Here is a 17,646-nt window from a genome sequence, read left to right on the forward strand (position 1 = left end):
CAAACTGGAAGTCAACAAAGGCTTTATTATAGAAAACATCGTCACTCAAATGCTGTCTGCGAGCGGACACAAGCTTTATTTTTACTATAATGCCTCCCGCGATGACGCATCCAGCCGTATGGAGATCGACTTTCTGATATCAAAAAGTAACTCACGAGTTACTTTCTTACGAGTATATTATTTTCCATGTCCCTCGAAGCTTCGTGAAACAATAAGTATTCATAGCTTTTCACACTTTTCTTTGTTTTACCAGCATCTGATATATTTTTTTCACATCATATTCCGGTGCCGCCGCAATCACGGCATCATACATCTCCTTCAGTTCTTCCGGAGATGTCTCCAGTGCATCTGCGATCTGGTCCAGGTTTTGGCCCTTTTTTATCTTCTTTATCAGCAGAACGATCTGGCTCTCTTGCCGTCCTTCTTGTCGCCCTTCTTCTCGCCCCTCTTCTCTCGCATCTCTCCGATCCAGTTCCCGCTGTTTCTTTGCATCAAATTCTGTCAAAAACACACGTCTCACCTCATTTCTGTTTTTTATCAGAAACTCTCTTAGGATATCATGCTGAATGCAGTACACACAGGCATCATCTACCGCCTGCGCCATCTCCAGTCCACTTTTTTGATATTCCCGCACTTTATCTATAAACAGGGAATATTCCTTTAGCGTCCTGCATTTCTCCATCAATTCCTGATTGTTCCCTTTATTAATGTTAACCATGGTTGCTGTGAATTCCAGGCAACCGTCATCAGTTTCAAATGCATCAGATATTCTAAGTTCTTCCCGCTCTGCTCTTTCCGATGTTCCATTATAAAATACAATATATTTCGGCGTTGGCAGTTTTATCTGCGCACTTCCATACACATTTAAGTTATCTGCCTCAATCAGGCTCTTATATACATCCGCCAGGTAAATCATCCCGCGCAACGGCATATTTGGACAATATGATGACTGGTGCTCATAAAGATTGATATCATGTCCTACTATAAAGGAACAATCATTTTTCATCCCCATATATACCGCATCATCAATCGTTGTGATTATCAGATCATCCGAATTTTGATAATCCGTTCCATTTAATGCATTGTATAGTTCCAGTAATGCTGTTTTTTCATGGAATAATTTGATAAACAGACGATCCTTATAATTTCTTCGAATCCTCCATCGATTCCATTCTCTCTTTACCGTCTGAAAAATCGACGGCCTTTTTGCTCTTACCAACCAAACCTCTCCTTTCATTATACGGTTTCCGTATTACGTTTTCAAGTGTGTTCAGGATACAAAATAGACAATGATTTTCTGACGACCGAGACGGTCAGGATAAAATAGAATGTTAGAATTTTAGAAAATTTTGTCTGACACGAGCATAGCATATATTTATCTTTTTCGCAACTAATAATCAATGTCAAAAGCGTCAAATACCGGAGAGCTGCCTGTAAATCAGCAGTCTCCGGCATTTGCACTTATTCATCCACATAAATAAAATCGTCTGGTGACAGTTTTCGATAGCGCACCGGCGGAATCAGCTTTCCCAACTCCTGTATCTTTCCCCGGATCTCTTTGTCCTCATAGTTCGCCCACAAACCATTCTTCAGATCTCTGTATTTGTAACGCTGTATCTGAAGTTCTTTCATTTCTTTCAGAATTTCCAGAGTCTTAATCGGAAATATCTTGTGGCACTGGGAACACTTGCATTCCGTGTCGGAGATGGAATAGACATAGCTAGTCATATATCCGCGGAATTTTGCAGACTTCAAGTGCCGAACAGGAATCGTTGTCAAAAGTATTCCCCATGAACCATCCTGTTTTCCCATGTCAGGTTTGTTCCACGGACGTGGACTGAGATCTGTCGAACATTCCCATTCACAATCATATGGTTCAGTCCCCAGCGAATAATGATAACATGTATGTATTCTCCGGCCACGCCGTGAATCCGGAGACGCTTTTGCTTTCGCGTATTCCTGTTCCAGGCGGTTTTCTTTTTCACGTTGGAGTTGGCGGGATTTTTTGCTGTTCTTTTTCATGGATGGACCTCCTTGGATATTTTTTCAATATCGAAATTTGCAATTATCCCCTTGCAAGTTTCATTAGTCCTCGTTCCCTGATCAGGAGTTGTCGAAGAAATTCATTCTCTGCCTGTGTTCTATCAATTTTATTCTCTAATTTCCCTATTTTTTGTTCATAGGCATCTAATAACTTCTCGTATTCATCCCTTTCTTTCTCATAGTCCCTCTTTTGTTTTAAGAATTCATCTGCTTGTTCAAGTAGATTTTTTTCATATTCATTAGATGCCGCTGCATAACCTTCTTTCTTTCCATCATATTTTCCGTACTTATATACTGGAGCTGTAAAAGGATTATCCTCCGTAATCTCTTGTTTAATAGATTTTTTATACCCTTTTACAATATCACCTTCATCAATCATATTCTTTACAAAATCCATAGTAATTGTACCTGGCACAAGAACATGTTTAATAAATCTTCCTAATCCCATATCGGTTCCTTTAAGTTTAATTTTTTACCTTGAATCATTTTATTGAAATCACCAAATATGAACTCCTCTTTTATCTGACGAATATATTCTGTATCATTCATCAGCCTTTTAATTGTTACGATCAAACCGCCAATATCAAGCTGTTTTATTGCCCTCTCATTTCCTGCAAGCATATTTCCTCCTACCCACAAGACATTACTTCCAGTTGCAATAGCATTAGAATACATTATGATTTTTCTAGTTTTTACACTATATAAATTGCGTGAAATAACCATTGAAGAATCATACATCAATGTATGCAATGTGCTTATTAATAAATTGATTAATTCCGCTAATCTTGCGGACGCTCCTACTTTAATTATGTCTCCTGTACTAATATAGCTTGTCAGCTTTTCAACCTGTGCATTCGACAAAATCAGATTTGCCCCCGGTATTTGGATTCCACACGGAGTATATAAATCTGTTCCTATATGAATAATTTGTTTAATCAAAGATGCAACAAATGCACTTGGTTGGTCTTTAGTTCTCTCAAAAACATGTTGAAACATAACAAGTGTAGACCCATAAGTAGCAATTCTGGGATCTTTGTAATCAGAAGTAAAAACTACATGATTCGTTGTTAGTACAGGAATACCCATTCCACCAACAGATACTGGTGTTTTGACACAAGTTATTGTGTTTGTCATAATATTTCCTGTTCCAAACAATAAGCCCAATATCGGATCGTGTCCTAACGTAGCAAATCTATGGTTCGCACCTTTAAATAAAGAAAGTTTTTCTTTTGGAAGCATCTCACTTACGTCAAAATCCCATTCACGATCTTTTTTCGTTAGTGCTGACAATGATTTTTCCGTCAATGTAGCTGTTGCATCATACGGAACACCCATCTTAGTAATGATATGCTCCATCGAAGCATAGTACGGGCTTTCTTTCACAGCTTCTCCTGAATTAAACTTTCCTAACAGTTTTTCTTGGAACTCATGCAGTTTAGTCTCATTTCTATTAGTTGAACCAGCAGTTTCTGTTTTAGTCAATTCATTCAGAATAACAATTCTAGTCACTTGTAAAGCAACTGCAGCAAACAGGAACTTTACATCATTCCCTTTTAATCCTGTTTGAGATTCAAACTCTAAATCCAAATCATCTAATAACTGACGGGAGTTATGCGCCACTTCTGCAACTCGATTGCTTTCATCTGCAAGGGCCTGCATATTACCCAAAGTAATATCTGAATTTCTTTTTAGTTGTTTTCTTCTTTCCCGTAATTCATCAAGTCCCATAAACCTCTATCCCCTTTACGCAGATTTCAATTTTCGGAGATTCTGATATATTTTTTCTGTTTCTTGTATTAATTCACTTGCGGCACACTTTATCTCCAGTTCTTTAATGTATTTTTCGTATTCATTCAATAATCTTTCATATTCATCTCGTTCTTCTTGAACGTCTTTCATCTGATTAAAGAACTCTTCTGCCTGTTTTCTTAATTTTCTCTCATATTCACCTGATGCTTCTGTATATCCGTCCTTCATTCCCTCTAAGCGGCCTTTATTTTTATCCTGAATCCAACGATCATAAAAATTCTTTACAGCGATCCAACCAATCGCTTCTGTGAGTCCAGCTGCCGTTGCCGTATTAATAGCATTTCCTATTCCTGGTATCCATCCAACCAAAAATTGCGTAATAGTTCTTCCAGCAATTGTTGCACTCGCTGAAGCAATAATACTCTTTGCCCCTGCTTCGGTGATATTCAAATCAAAAACAGTACCTAAGCCCACAATCATTCCAATTTGAATCGGAACAATGACCGCATTATCTGAGGCAGGGATTTGTGCCAAGCCGGTACCAACACCACCGCAAGCCACAGATGCGCTATGAATAAAACCATTACATTTAACCAACATATCTTTAGGTATATCAATTTTTTTTATTTTCCCAGACGACTTAAATGTTGTTTGTCCGTACTCAAAATCAATTTTTTTCAACTGTTCAATCACAATCTTTTTAGTCGGCACATCTAATGCTGCAATATTCTCATAATATGAATCAACACAGTTTTGCAAATGCAATCTCAGACCCTTGTCTGTAATCTCACATTCGATAATATCACTATATTGAAAATATACTGGTTTACATATAATGTCCTTGAAATAAACGCCATCACTAGTAAAAACTGTTCCCCTGGTTGTCGTTTCAAATGCGGTATCATCATAATATGCAACAATACTATTTATAGGCATGTGACTATCAAAATTTTTTAACAACTTTTTTATTATCTTATCTGGAATATCTGGTGCAATATAACTTTTGTAACGATTACGCTTCAATGCAAAATCGTATTGTTTTACCACATCTATCATTTTTTTCATCTCTTCAGAAAGGTCCATGATTTTCCCTCCATAAATACTTTTTCATTACTATCTCCGAAATATCCTTCCGATTTTATCAAGAATCGGAACTTTATTCGTTGCATTTAATTGTTTATCTAATTCTTTTTGTATTTGTTCAATTAATTTTCTTACATTTTCTACCTGTTGCGTATTTGAAGTATCTAAATTGCTTAGCAAAATTTGTACTTGTTCATTATATCTGTCGACTATATTATCTAAAGAGTCCAGTTCTCTGGCTTCTTTTTGAATTTCTCCCAAAATTGCTTTTTCATATATTCTCACAATAGCCTCATGTTGAGACTTTGCAATTTGCACTGAAACATTAGCAAAACTCTCCAACATGATCTGGGCGCCTTGAACAGACATAACTAATGCCCTGCATGCTTCTTCGTCACCGCCCTTACTATATAGACTAATAAAATCCTTCGAGAGAACATCGCTTTTTTCTTTGATTTCATTTTGATTCATAATTTCGGTATTCATAATTTTTCCTCCCTCAAATTCTCTTTTTTATTTTTGATTTAGTCTTATTTATCGTATTGTATCTCTTCTTTATATTTTGGGCAGATTTATCTAAATTAAATTTTTTTATCAATCGCTCATCTAAATCTTTATGTAACGAATCTTCCACATGCGAAATCTGAGATTCTAATTCTGAAATCCTTTGTTCAATGATATGTGCCCTAAATCTTATTTTATTTTCATTTTTCTCCAACCAATTTTGGTATTTTTCCAAGTCTTTTATCATTTTATCTAGACTGGAGGAATCTGGCCATAATGCCGCTAATCCTATAATCTGCTTGGCATCAATCAAAGGATACTTTCTTTTTATATCTCTGGTAATTTCAATATCATCGGATATATTTAATTTTTCTTTCAGGAAATTTTTTAAAGATTTTCCTATCCCCAGTTTCTCATCCAACTGCAACCAATACTGCTCTAATTCATTTAATTTCTTCACTTCTTGATCATACGCGCTATTTTCTATTTCATATTTTTCTACCAAATAATTGACATATCCTTGTTTTTGACTTAGAACTGCCGCATTATCATATGACCAATATAAAATGATCGCAATAATTACGAATACAATAAGCAAAATGATGGATACAATTGTATTGCACTGTAATCCGTTTTTAAATCTGAAAATATATATTCCTATATTGCCTATTATACCCATCCACTTTAATATACGATTTCTTCTAATTGGAATAACAGCCAATATAATTCCAATCAGTGAAAGAGTAGCATATATGTAAATCGTCTCTCTTAAAACTTTCGGAACATTAAAGCCCAAAAAATTATATTTATCAGATACTATAATCAAAACTATACCAATAAAATATCCGATTAATATTCTATTACGGTATTGCATATCTTATCTCCCCTTCATTATATTTCTCGGAAATTTCATACTAATACAGCTACATCATCTCCACATCCTGCCCCTTCAACCACATATCCACCCCATCTCCAAACACCTCCGCCTCAATCACCTTCCCATCCTCGCCATCCGCAATAACCTTTGCGGTCGGCAGGCGGTCGAGGATCGCTTCTACGGACATTCCGGTATATTTGAACCGGATCTTCTTCAGTTTTCCGCCGTACATAAACTGCACGCGTTTCCGGAATTCTCCTTCTTCGAAGCGGTCTTTATATGGCACATTGAAATGTTCGTTGGTAATCGTAAAGGACTGGATGCGGTCGATCCGGTAGATTGTCGGGTAGACATCATCTTTATTGACGAATTCCTTTTCGCGGTCGATATTGCGCAGAAAGGCGGCCAGATAAAAATAATACTCCGAGAACAGAATTCCAACCGGCTCGATGGTCCTCTTGACAAATCTGGGCTCTTTCATTCGCTCGTACTTGATCTCCATGACATAGTGATTCTGTACGGCCTGCGCGATGTCCCAGAGGCCGGGGATGATGAATTTTCCGTGATGTGGTTCGATGTAGTGAAATTTTTCGTTAGATATGAGTGAGTCAACTGCTGCCCTGCTCTTTTGCGGGACACAGCTTGCTGTCAGTTTTTCGAGGATCGGAAACATTTCCTCTCTCCTCATGGAGCGGCTTTCCAGAAGGATCTTGCACACAGCCAGGATCTCCCCGTTATTTAACAGAGGTTTTTCCTCCCGCTGCAGACGGTATCCGCCGGCTTTCCGGTCGTGGATGACATTCTGGTTTAGGCCCTGTTCCTGAAAAAAGCACCTCAGAGCTTCCACGTCTCGCTGAACGCTGCGCTCAGTGATATGAAACTTGTCCGCCATTTCCTTTTTTGACAGGACTTCTCCGTTCACAAGTCTGGAATAGATCTGAAGCAGACGGTCTGACTTACCTGTTGTACTGTTCATACTCCCTCCCATGCATTCTATGGCTTTATAAGCATATAATACTATCTGTTAGTTATAATATTATATTTTTCAGCTCATGTCAATTTTTGTCGTGATTCGCTATCATAAATATATTCGGAGGAAAATTCATGAAATCGATTCACACTGAAAAATATCGCCAAATTGGCCTGAAGATCGCCTATTACCGCAAGCTCCGTGGTCTCACCCAGGAAGAGCTTGCTGAACAGGTCGGACTGACTCCCGCTTACATCGGGCACCTCGAAGCGCCGAATATTTCCAAGGCACTGTCTTTAGATACCCTCTTCGATATCGCCGATGCCCTGCATGTCGAGGCTCAGAAGTTTCTTGTATTCGAGGAATCATGATACTGTTATTATAGCACCTTATATGGACAAAAATTGTCATCGATGTCATTTATTGTCATTATTTCCAATTTTTTTGCAAAAAAAGGCTTTTCAGAGATTGTTCTCCAAAAAGCCTTTTTCTTTTTTGCACATTTCATTTTTCGAATGTGCAAAATTTGCATATGTAAGTTCCGAATATGCAGATCATTTCTTATTTGTCCTAGAAATTTCCCGGCAAAATCTCCTTTCCCGCAAGGATCTCCTCATAATCCTTCAGGTTTCTCTGCAGCAACTCCGGTGTATTCAGTCCATACGGGCATTTGCTCATGCAGTGGCCGCAGTGGAGACAGTCTTTGATCTTCATCATCTTCGCCTGGACTTCCGGTGTGAGCTGGAGGTGGGACGGGGATCTTCTGAGAAGAAGAGACATTCTCGCACAGGTGTTGATCTCGATGCCGGCCGGGCATGGCATGCAGTAGCCGCAGGCACGGCAGAAGCTGCCGAACAGTTGCTTTCTGTCATTCTCGATCAGGGCGCGGATCTCGTCATCCATCACCGGCGGATTGTCGATGTAGCTTAAGAATTCATCGAGTTCGCTCTCCTTCTGGACACCCCAGATCGGGAGCACACTGTCGTACTGTGCCTGGAATGCATAAGCCGCTTTCGAGTTATTGATAAGGCCGCCGGACAGCGCTTTCATCGCGATAAAGCCCATATCCGCCTTCTTACATTTCTCCATGAGTGCCAGGTCCGCGTCGCTGCAGAGATAGCAGAACGGGAACTGTAATGTCGCGTAAAGGCCGGAATCGACCGCCTCGTTCGCGACCACGAGGCGATGGTTCGTGATACTGATAAAGCGGATCTTTCCCTGCTCTCTCGCTTTTAATGCCGCATCGTAAAGGCCGGATTCATCGCCCGGCTTCGGACAGACTGCCGGGTTGTGGAACTGATATACATCGATGCAGTCCGTCTTTAACAGACGCAGGCTGGTCTCAAGATCTTTCCAGAATTCATCCGCTGTTTTTGCCGCGGTCTTTGTTGCGAGATAGATATGGTTTCTGACATCACTGAGCGCATAACCGATCTTCTCCTCACTGTCGGAGTAAGCTCTCGCCGTATCGAAATATGTAATTCCGCCGTCGTACGCCTTTCTTAAAAGCTTTGCCGCCTCTTCCTTCGTGATCCTCTGGATCGGAAGCGCGCCGAATCCGTTCTTGTTGACCGTGATCCCGGTCTTTCCAAGTGTAACTGTCGTCATGAAGATATCCCCTTTCCCGATATTGTACGGCCCTGCGGCCTGATCATGTTTTTTCACAGCTGAACATGCTGTCTTCTTTATGAATTGCCCGCAGACAGCTGACATTTCTGGTTACAGTACACGGTCACTCCATGCCCGCGCACTGTAACAGGATTTTGCCGATGTTTCGCATTCCAAATCGGCAAAATCCGCGGCCATAACGGTATCATACGGAATTTTCAGTTCAGAAAATTCCTACCCGTGAAAAATAACCATTTCTGAACTGCGGGCAAATGATATTCCAGATTATAATACTTTCCGCCTCACAGCAGGCAAAATACCGTCAAAAAGCATTATTTCATGCTTCACGCAGCTGCCTACTGCTTTCCTGCGTCCAGCATCTCCTTCAGAGCCTCATCCCCATCATCGATCCACGCGTCCTCTTCGTCCGCGTTGAGACCGAGGAATTTCGCCAGAGTCCGCTCATCGTCACTGTTGTTCCACTCATCGACATAGTCGTCGATCGCTTCAAATTCAATTTCTCCTGCCTGGTACTTTTCTTTGAATGTCATTTTCCTGCTCCTTCAGATTCTTGAGAATCGTGATCTCCTGATTATCGATGTGTTCCCGCACAGCCATCTTCGCCTCCTGGATATGGCGCAGTGTCAGTGCCTTTAAAATGTGTTCATGCTCCACCATGAGGATCTGGCGCTTGTCCGCATCCTTGATATACTCCAGGCGGTAGCGGTACATCTGCTCTCTCAGGTTATTTAAGATCTGCACCAGCTTCTGATTCTTCGTGCTGTTATAGATGATCTCATGGAAGCTCTCATCTGTCTGGGCGATCTGCATCGCATCTCCGTTCTCGATCGCAGCCTTGAAATCAACTTCCGCTTTGTTTAACTCATCAAGCTCTTCCTCGGTGATCCTCTGGCATGCGAGGTCGATCGCAAGCTCCTCTAAGGAACGGCGCACCTCCAGAACATCCCGAAGGTTGCTCTCGGAGATCTTTGCAACCTCTGCTCCCTTTCTCGGGATCATGAGGACCAGACCTTCCAGCTCCAGTTTCCGGATCGCCTCTCGGATCGGGGTACGGCTCACACCAAGCCGCTCCGCAAGCTGGATCTCCATCAGGCGCTCGCCCGGTTCCAGTTCTCCTTTTAAGATTGCCTGACGCAGGGTCTTGAATACGACATCCCTGAGCGGCAGATATTCATCCATATTTACTTCAAAATAATTTGTCATCGTGTCTTTACTCCTCTATCTGGCTTTCTTCCGATTGTAGAATTCAGTCAGGTACACCTGGCGGGTCAGACGCCCGTCATCCGCCTCTTTAAGCGCCTGGAAGGTCTTTTCCGCGAGTTCCCTGTCCTTATAGATACCGAACACGGTAGGACCGCTGCCGCTCATCAGGGAACCGCAGGCGCCGTTCTCCATCATCATACTCTTGATCCTTGCGATCTCCGGGTGATCCGGGATCGTTACAGTCTCGAGGACATTTCCAAGACGGCTGATCACGCCGTCAAGGTCGCCGTTTCTGATCGCCTCAGTCATTCCGTCGATATCCGGATGTTCCTCCGGTGCAAGCTCATTTACCCGCAGTTTTCCGTACACAGCTTTCGTCGAGACGGAGATCTGCGGCTTTGCGATCACGAGATGGCACTTCGGGGATGGCGGGAGCTCCGTTAAGATCTCGCCGATCCCCTCGGAAAGCGCCGTTCCGCGCATGATGCAGTACGGGACATCCGCACCGAGCTTTACGCCCCGCTCCATGAGTTCCTTCTTCGTAAATCCGAGATCAAACATCCGGTTCACGCCGACTAAAACAGCTGCCGCATCGGTACTTCCGCCGGCCATGCCCGCCGCCACCGGGATATATTTGCGGATCCTGATGGTCACGCCGTCTTTGATCCCTGCCTCATCTAAAAGAAGCTTTGCCGCGCGCCACGCAAGGTTTCCTTCCCCGTCCGGCACGAACGGAAGGTTCGTCTCCGTCTTGATCACGCCGTCCTCCGTCCGGTCCATGTCGATCCGGTCATACAGATTCACGGTCTGCATGATCATGCGGACTTCGTGATAACCGTCCTCTCTCTTCCGGACCACATCCAGCCCAAGGTTGATCTTTGCGTAGGCTTTCAGCTCTAAATGGTCTTTCATCTTGTCACCTTCTATTTTCCATGTGTGTGATCCGGATCATGCCGCCTCTCACGCTCGCAGATCTTCGCTTACGCTCCATTCATCGCAAAAAAGGCGCCATCCGGATCAAATTTCTGCCGAAACAGGCTTACACATTGTATTTATGTTGTTTGTATACAATGTTTAATATACACGATGATGACACCATTTGACAAGAGAAATCTGAGAGAAATAAATGACTTTTTTTCCTATTTTCTGCCCCGGCTCATCCGCAGCATGCCTCGATCGCAGGCGTGGTTCCTCACGCCGCCCTCACGAATCCAAGTCTCTCCGCCACCTTCTTCGACACGATATTATCCTTTTCGATCCGTGCGAGAAACTGAACTGTTCCGAATTCCTCTTTCGCATATTCAACAGCCGCCAGACATGCCTCTTTCGCATACCCCTGTCTCCGATATTCCGGAAAGATATGGTATCCGAGTTCCAGCGTGTCATCCAGGATATTTTCATCGTCAAAAGACAAAAGCCAGTCTTCCACATCCCCGGCCGCATCATCCTGCGGGATCCGGAATCCCACAACACCGGCGAGGTTTCCGCTCTTTTTTTCCTCGACCGCCCAGAATCCAAACTCAAACACTTCGTAGTGGCGCTTCGTGTATCCGGCGATCTTCTCCGCCGTATCCAGACCGTCATCGACATGATTTTTCACGATCTCCTCATAGTCGCGCTCCGCGATCTCACGGAGAATGAGCCGCTCCGTCTCACAGATCGTCCAGGGCAGTCCCAGATGGCGCCTTGCAATCCGCTCCAGAAACTCTTCATCTGCATCCTCGACATCTGTGATCAATGTGTCCGCACACCATTCATTTTCCTTCCCGTCTTCTCTCCATAATCCAACAATGGCTCTCCTTGCAGCTTTCGCCGCCTGGAGAGCCTCGTTTTCATCTGAGATCAGAACAGGAACTTTTTCACCGTCTACCATTGCGTAACGGATCTCCTGCATGGCCTCACTCCTTTTTTATCAACACTTCTCCGGTTCCGCATACTCTACGCCGAAGGTCTCTGCTGTGATGGATTTGATTTTCTGTTCCTTCATCGGGCGGTCGCTGTAATCGGTGCGGACCTCAGCGATCTTGTTGACGATGTCCATACCGTCGATAACCTGACCGAATGCCGCATACTCACCGTTTAAGTACGGAGCATCTTTGTGCATGATGAAGAACTGGGAACCTGCGGAGTTCGGGTTCATCGCGCGGGCCATAGAGAGAACGCCCTCGGTATGTGCCAGATCATTCTGGAAACCGTTGTGGGAGAACTCTCCCTTGATGCAGTATCCCGGGCCGCCCATTCCGTTGCCGTCCGGGCATCCGCCCTGGATCATGAAGCCTTTGATCACGCGGTGGAAGATCAGTCCGTTATAGAATCCCTTATTTACAAGACTTAAAAAGTTATTTACCGTATTCGGAGCAACGTCCGGGTAAAGCTCAGCTTTGATGATATCGCCGTTTGTCATTTCGATGGTAATGACCGGATTTTTCTTTTCTGCCATTGTCTTTCTCCTTTTTCCTCAGACACGACCGCTGGCTCAGAAAACAGATTTTCTTCTTCCGCTGGCTGCGTCTTCATTCTTTTTTTGCTGCAGCCGTCCAGAAATCTTCCGGCTGCCGATTACCCTATATTATACAGGGCATGGCCCCGGATGTCCACAATTTTTCATGGCAACATTTTATCTCTATGCCATACAGCAGCGGTGAGACTCCGAGCAGGAGCGCCTTAATTCAGGGATCTGGTTCCTCTTAGCCCGCGGCCTTTAGCAGTCACACGAAGGCTTAGCGGAAGCTTTCCTGAATTACCGAGTGCTCCTGATCGGATGCTCACCGCGTACCCTCACCAATACACTACTTCTTAATCAACCATGGAGAACACGATCTTGATATTCGCATCAACTTCCATCTCTCCCGGCATCACGTTCATGTCCTCAACCGCATTCTCTGCTCCTGCTGCCATCGACACACTTTCTTTCTGCAGGTTCACGCCGCCGTCTATGTATCTGCCGTACTGGTTGTCCGAATATTCCTCGATGCTGACCACATCTCCGAGTGTCCGTCCGCTGGCCTCTGCGAGCGCCTGTGCTTTTGTTCTCGCCAGCTCGACCGCTTTCTTTAACGCTTCCGCATACGCATCATCATATCCGCTGGAATAGTAGGATACGGAATAGATCTCATTTGCACCGGCGTTGACTCCGCCAGAAAGCAGCGTCCCAACCTGCTCCACCGTCACGTCGGAGACAGTCACTTCCGTCTGCATCTCATATCCGATGAGTTTTCTTGTATCGGAACTCCAGTCATACCGCGGATTCAGGCTGTACCCGGATGTCGTGATCGATTTTTCGTCGATCCCCTGTCCTTTCAGATATTCAGTCAGAGAGTTCAGAGCTTCCGTATTCTTCTGCTGGCACTCATCCGCCTTCTGTGCCTCACTCGTCACCGCGAACACGATCTTTGCCATGTCCGGGACGATCTTCACGGTCTCGCTGCTGTCCATCGTGATCTTTCCGTCCGAGCTGTCTCCCACGTTCTCAACTCTCACCGTATCCGGCACCGATACACTCGTGCTGCATCCCGCAAGAGAAACTGCCATCATGGCTGATAATCCGATCGCTGTCAACATTCTTTTTTTCATACTGATTCCTCCTCTTCTCCAAACGTCCGCCTGACGAATAAATTCCCGGCTTTTTATGTACATGGTCCTTACTCAGGGGTCCGGAGCTCTCCGTTTCACCTTCCCTGCCCTGTATCATCTTATATGAAGGAGTATAGCAGAAAACTATGGAAGTATCTTATCTTTTCTCTTACAGTTTTTAGACAAATCCTTTATTTTTCCTGGTCTTTCTCCACCGGTCTTCTGTCACGAGTCTGCAGTCAGGAGGTTTCTGATCTGCAGATCCGTTCACACTGCTGTCTCAGCAAGCTCCAGCAAAATCTCCGGCAGCTCCACAAGAAGACTCTTTCGGTTCACGCGCTCTGTCCGTCTGTGGATGTCCTTTCCCCATGGGCCAAGGAGGACCGCCGGGATATTCAACTTCCCGATCTCCTCGAAATCGACCCGGTAACCGTCTCCCCACAGTGGAGTCTCCGACGCATAACCGGAAAAATCCATTTCCCCGCAGACACCACAATAGCTCAGATCGGAAATTCCCGTAAAATAGTGGACTTTCTTCACCGGGCAGCCGGCATTTTCCGATACCTTTTTGATCTTCCGGAACAGAAAACTCCCGACGCCCTCTTTTCCCGCCATCTGGTCGCTGTGGTAGGCAGGATAAAGTGGCGGCGCAAACCCAAGTACCATCAAAGGTGTCGTGATCCCCGACCAGTCCAGAACTTCGGTCATCAGCTCGATCGTCGCCTGCGGATAATTTGTTTCTCCGTTTTGGATCTTCTGCTCCATCTGGGTTTTCTGTTCCCGGAAAAATCTTTCAAATCCATCAGAATCCTTTTCCCGGCAGCGTTCCGCAAGTTCCGCAAAAGAGAGCACTTCAAAATCCTGCTTTTTTTCCTGTCCGCCTGCTGTCCTTTCAATATCTTCTGGAACATTTTCTGTTCTAAGGATTCGCCTTCCGCACAGCTTCCCTTCCAGTTTTTTCCGCTCTTCTTCCATCTTATCGATATACCCGGAAAATGCTTCATACCCGCACTCCCGAAGCTTTTCGATGATCTCCTCCGGCCCCGACCTAAAGCTCAGAACGTTCAGATATCCGGCGGCCCTGGCCGGGACTGACACATCATACTCCCGCTTCCTGTCACGGAAATTCAGCCATGTGGGCGGCATGCAGACCTCCCCGTCGAACATCTCGGCAAACTCCGCTGAGAGCTCCGTCTTCTCAAACATCCGCCCCAGAACGCCGACCGCATTGATCCCATCAAAACATCTGCTCACATGGGCCGTCCTGCCCTGTACAAGGACCACCGGCATACATTTCCCGACCGATCCGAGAAATACCTCCTGACCTTCCTCATCCCGGCTCATCGGCTCAAGATCGATCAGAAGATCATAGGAAAGTCCTTCCCGCTCCCTGAGATCCATGAGAAATCCTGCCGCACCTCTCATACCGGCCGAATAAGATTCCTCATCCGGCACAGCCAGAAACAGGATATTTCCATTCAATCTGTCCGTCCCGTCAAGAACCTGCTCTCCGATCTCGTCAAGAACTGCAAGACCTGCCGCCAGTCCGCCCTTCATATCCGCCGCACCGCGCCCGAAGATCCACTCCCCTGACACAACATCCTTCCAGAAATCCTCCTCCGGATCATGCGCTGAACCCGCACGCAGCGTTGCAGCACTGCTGCCCTCTCTCCCGTGCATTTCGCCCGCATCTTCACAACTCCGGACCTCAGCCATCCTGCGGCTCATCCGCTCACTGTACTCCCTTTCAAACGCCGCCTTCAGCTCCTCCATCGAAAACGCCAGCGGTTTCAACGGACCATAGTCCTCCACACCGACCACATCATAATGACCGGTAAAAATGACCGTCCGCCCGGAACTCTTATTCCCCCGCACCAGTCCATACACCAGCGGACGCTTTTTCGCATCCCCCGGGATCATGATCTCTCCAAAATTCTCCGGATAAACCTGAAAATACGACTGCGCTTTTAAGATCTCCCCGATCCTTTCCGCCGCCATCTTCTCATCATCCGTATCAGAAATTCCTGGAACTGCCACAAGCGCCTTTAAATATTCATAAACCTTTTCTTCCATTCGGTCCGTTCTCCTTTATATGAACATATGATGTCTTGTTTTTCTTACGAAATATGCTTTCATTATACTAAAACTTTCCGGGATTTTTCAAGATTTGCCGACACACGAAAAAAAGCACCCCGCCGAGTGCTTTTCTTCTACAAAATGATTATTTGAAAAAGGGAGGAGAGCTGATAATCACTTATCAGCTCGAGTATTATGAAAAAAATCTTATAAGCAGCATCTGTATCAGATGTCTTTCTGTTTATGGTTATATGATATCCATAAAACATGAAGAAATCGTGTGGATTGTGTAAAAGAAATTTGAAAACTTTTTGAACAAGATATGAACACCTGAAATCCCTTATTTTCACCCAAAGCATCTCCTCCCGCTGTGCCCCACGGCCGACCACGGTATTTATTCCGACGTCTCACGCTTTCCCGTATCCCGCTCCTTCTCTCCCGGCGCATCGATCTCCCCAACAAGCAAAACCAGCGCCGCCAGATTTGGCACCGCCATGAGCCCGTTAAAGATATCTGTCACCTGCCACACCGTCTCCATCGCCCCAAGGCACCCCAGAAACGCCGCCAGAAGATATCCCGCCGTATAAATTGCCGGAATCCTGCCCGATATCTTCCCTCCAAGATACTCCGCCGCCTGCCGCCCCATATAATACCAGGCGATGATCGTGGAAAATGCAAACAGGACCACACAGACTGCCACCAGATACCCGCCCGGACTTCCAAGCGCCGTAAAGAAGCAGAGACTCGTGAGCGACGCCCCGTTTTCCGCGCCAGACTCCGAAGCCGCCCCTCTGCCCGCCACACAGAGGATCACGAGCGCCGTCAGTGTGCAGCTCACGATCGTATCAAAAAACACCTCAAAGATCGCCCACTGCCCCTGGATCTCCTCCGCCGCCGTCTCCGCACTTCCGTTTAAGACCGCAAGACTTCCGAGTCCGGCTTCATTTGAGAACACGCCCCGCGCGATCCCGTAGCTGACACATTGCGAGATCCCGTACCCCGCGATCCCGCCCACTGCACTGCGGAACGAAAAAGCATCCGCCATGATCGCCAAAAAGACTCCCGGAATACGTCCTGCATACAAAACGATCACCGCCAGCGCTGCCGCCGTGTAGATCCCGGCGGACAATGGGACAAGCCGCTCCGCCGCGAGAAAGATCCGCTTTCCGCCGCCTGCCAGCACACTCCCGGCGAGAGTCACAACGATCACGCCCACCGCCGCCTCCGGGATCCCGTACACATAGGATACGGTCTCCGCGATCGCGTTGGCCTGCACCATGCTGCCCATCCCGAATGCCGCCGGAATGCAGAACGATCCGTACAGAACTGCCGCCCATAAACATCCCAGCCGTTTTTCCAGATACATCATCGGCCCCGCGATCCAGCCGCCGTCCCGACCTTTTTCCCGGTACCGGATCCCCAGGACTGTCTCCCCGTAGGCTGTCGCCATTCCAAGGAACGCGGAGACCCACATCCAGAACACAGCGCCAGGCCCGCCCGCGATCACAGCCGCCGCGACTCCTGTGATATTCCCGGTCCCGATCGTGGCCGCCAGCGCCGTACACGCCGACCGGAATGATCCCCTGTGCTCACTCCTGTCATGCAAAAGATTCCCGATCGTCGCATTCCACCAGTCCGGGATCTTCCTAATCTGAAAGAACCGGATCCGCACACTGTATACAAAGCCCACCATCAAAAACAGGACCGGCGTCCACGGTCCCCAGACGATCCCATGAATTTTCCCGATCATGTTCATCTCAAAGCTCCGTCTCCTACGATATGACGTTTCCCTGCTCCCATTCCCATCACACGCCATTCTCAGTTTCTCTCTACGTTTTATTCCCATTTTCACACAGGTATGCTATAATAACTGTAGTGTCTGCCGTTGGCAGCATTTATACACAGGCAACGAGCCAAAGTCCGCGCTGGCGTGAGACCT

At 45.8% G+C, this 17,646-nt stretch carries 18 protein-coding genes; 1 reads left to right on the forward strand and 17 read right to left on the reverse strand.

Annotated elements, in window-relative coordinates; genetic code table 11:
• Window positions 1–229: 229 nt before the first annotated feature.
• The 8 genes from V2546_RS00465 to V2546_RS00500 form a co-directional block, all read right to left on the reverse strand.
• Entirely contained in the window at window positions 230–1,237 is a 1,008-nt protein-coding gene (locus tag V2546_RS00465; protein WP_329751265.1) for a hypothetical protein, read from the reverse strand.
• Between the two features lie 224 nt (window positions 1,238–1,461).
• Window positions 1,462–2,022: a hypothetical protein gene (locus tag V2546_RS00470; RefSeq protein ID WP_118605943.1), complete on the reverse strand. Its 561-nt coding sequence runs from the start codon at window positions 2,020–2,022 to the stop codon at window positions 1,462–1,464.
• 43 nt (window positions 2,023–2,065) lie between these two features.
• On the reverse strand, window positions 2,066–2,491 hold the full coding sequence (locus tag V2546_RS00475) for a hypothetical protein (protein ID WP_329751266.1): 426 nt from the start codon (window positions 2,489–2,491) through the stop codon (window positions 2,066–2,068).
• A complete protein-coding gene (locus V2546_RS00480; protein ID WP_329751267.1) occupies window positions 2,482–3,771 on the reverse strand; it encodes a hypothetical protein in 1,290 nt (429 codons plus the stop codon). Before V2546_RS00480 ends, V2546_RS00475 begins: the two co-directional genes overlap by 10 nt.
• Window positions 3,772–3,786: 15 nt before the next feature.
• The gene (locus V2546_RS00485; protein ID WP_329751268.1) at window positions 3,787–4,875 is read right to left on the reverse strand and encodes a hypothetical protein; all 1,089 of its coding nucleotides are present in this window, start codon (window positions 4,873–4,875) and stop codon (window positions 3,787–3,789) included.
• A gap of 30 nt (window positions 4,876–4,905) precedes the next feature.
• Complete coding sequence (locus tag V2546_RS00490) at window positions 4,906–5,361, reverse strand: hypothetical protein (RefSeq protein WP_118514803.1); 456 nt, start codon at window positions 5,359–5,361, stop codon at window positions 4,906–4,908.
• 13 nt (window positions 5,362–5,374) lie between these two features.
• Entirely contained in the window at window positions 5,375–6,253 is an 879-nt protein-coding gene (locus V2546_RS00495) for a hypothetical protein (RefSeq protein ID WP_329751269.1), read from the reverse strand.
• A 49-nt stretch (window positions 6,254–6,302) separates the two neighbouring features.
• The gene (locus tag V2546_RS00500) at window positions 6,303–7,232 is read right to left on the reverse strand and encodes a WYL domain-containing protein (RefSeq protein ID WP_329751270.1); all 930 of its coding nucleotides are present in this window, start codon (window positions 7,230–7,232) and stop codon (window positions 6,303–6,305) included.
• A gap of 128 nt (window positions 7,233–7,360) precedes the next feature.
• Here V2546_RS00500 and V2546_RS00505 point away from each other — a divergent pair, with 128 nt between their 5' ends.
• Complete coding sequence (locus V2546_RS00505; protein WP_118297206.1) at window positions 7,361–7,597, forward strand: helix-turn-helix domain-containing protein; 237 nt, start codon at window positions 7,361–7,363, stop codon at window positions 7,595–7,597.
• Between the two features lie 199 nt (window positions 7,598–7,796).
• On the opposite strand, the gene V2546_RS00510 is transcribed toward V2546_RS00505, so the two are convergent.
• From V2546_RS00510 to V2546_RS00550, 9 genes are all read right to left on the reverse strand, one after another.
• Complete coding sequence (locus V2546_RS00510; RefSeq protein WP_329751271.1) at window positions 7,797–8,834, reverse strand: aldo/keto reductase; 1,038 nt, start codon at window positions 8,832–8,834, stop codon at window positions 7,797–7,799.
• 356 nt (window positions 8,835–9,190) lie between these two features.
• Window positions 9,191–9,385 carry a hypothetical protein gene (locus V2546_RS00515; protein WP_015553121.1) on the reverse strand — a complete coding sequence of 65 codons (195 nt, stop codon included), beginning with the start codon at window positions 9,383–9,385 and terminating at the stop codon, window positions 9,191–9,193.
• Complete coding sequence (locus V2546_RS00520) at window positions 9,348–10,058, reverse strand: GntR family transcriptional regulator (protein WP_329751272.1); 711 nt, start codon at window positions 10,056–10,058, stop codon at window positions 9,348–9,350. The genes V2546_RS00515 and V2546_RS00520 overlap by 38 nt, the downstream gene beginning before the upstream one ends.
• Before the next feature lie 15 nt (window positions 10,059–10,073).
• Complete coding sequence (ispE, locus tag V2546_RS00525; protein ID WP_215702633.1) at window positions 10,074–10,970, reverse strand: 4-(cytidine 5'-diphospho)-2-C-methyl-D-erythritol kinase; 897 nt, start codon at window positions 10,968–10,970, stop codon at window positions 10,074–10,076.
• A 280-nt stretch (window positions 10,971–11,250) separates the two neighbouring features.
• Window positions 11,251–11,952 (reverse strand): GNAT family N-acetyltransferase, encoded by a 702-nt coding sequence (locus V2546_RS00530; RefSeq protein ID WP_118531013.1) that lies wholly within the window; start codon window positions 11,950–11,952, stop codon window positions 11,251–11,253.
• Window positions 11,953–11,970: 18 nt separating this feature from the next.
• The gene (locus V2546_RS00535) at window positions 11,971–12,498 is read right to left on the reverse strand and encodes a peptidylprolyl isomerase (RefSeq protein WP_329751273.1); all 528 of its coding nucleotides are present in this window, start codon (window positions 12,496–12,498) and stop codon (window positions 11,971–11,973) included.
• A 356-nt stretch (window positions 12,499–12,854) separates the two neighbouring features.
• Window positions 12,855–13,631: an SIMPL domain-containing protein gene (locus tag V2546_RS00540; protein ID WP_215702632.1), complete on the reverse strand. Its 777-nt coding sequence runs from the start codon at window positions 13,629–13,631 to the stop codon at window positions 12,855–12,857.
• 267 nt (window positions 13,632–13,898) lie between these two features.
• Window positions 13,899–15,704, reverse strand: coding sequence for a M20/M25/M40 family metallo-hydrolase (locus V2546_RS00545; protein ID WP_329751274.1), 1,806 nt, complete (start codon window positions 15,702–15,704; stop codon window positions 13,899–13,901).
• Between the two features lie 397 nt (window positions 15,705–16,101).
• On the reverse strand, window positions 16,102–17,463 hold the full coding sequence (locus tag V2546_RS00550; RefSeq protein WP_329751275.1) for an amino acid carrier protein: 1,362 nt from the start codon (window positions 17,461–17,463) through the stop codon (window positions 16,102–16,104).
• Window positions 17,464–17,646: the final 183 nt, after the last annotated feature.

This window comes from Clostridium sp. CM74B_53 (genome assembly GCF_036318045.1).
Lineage (GTDB): Bacteria > Bacillota > Clostridia > Lachnospirales > Lachnospiraceae > Pilosibacter.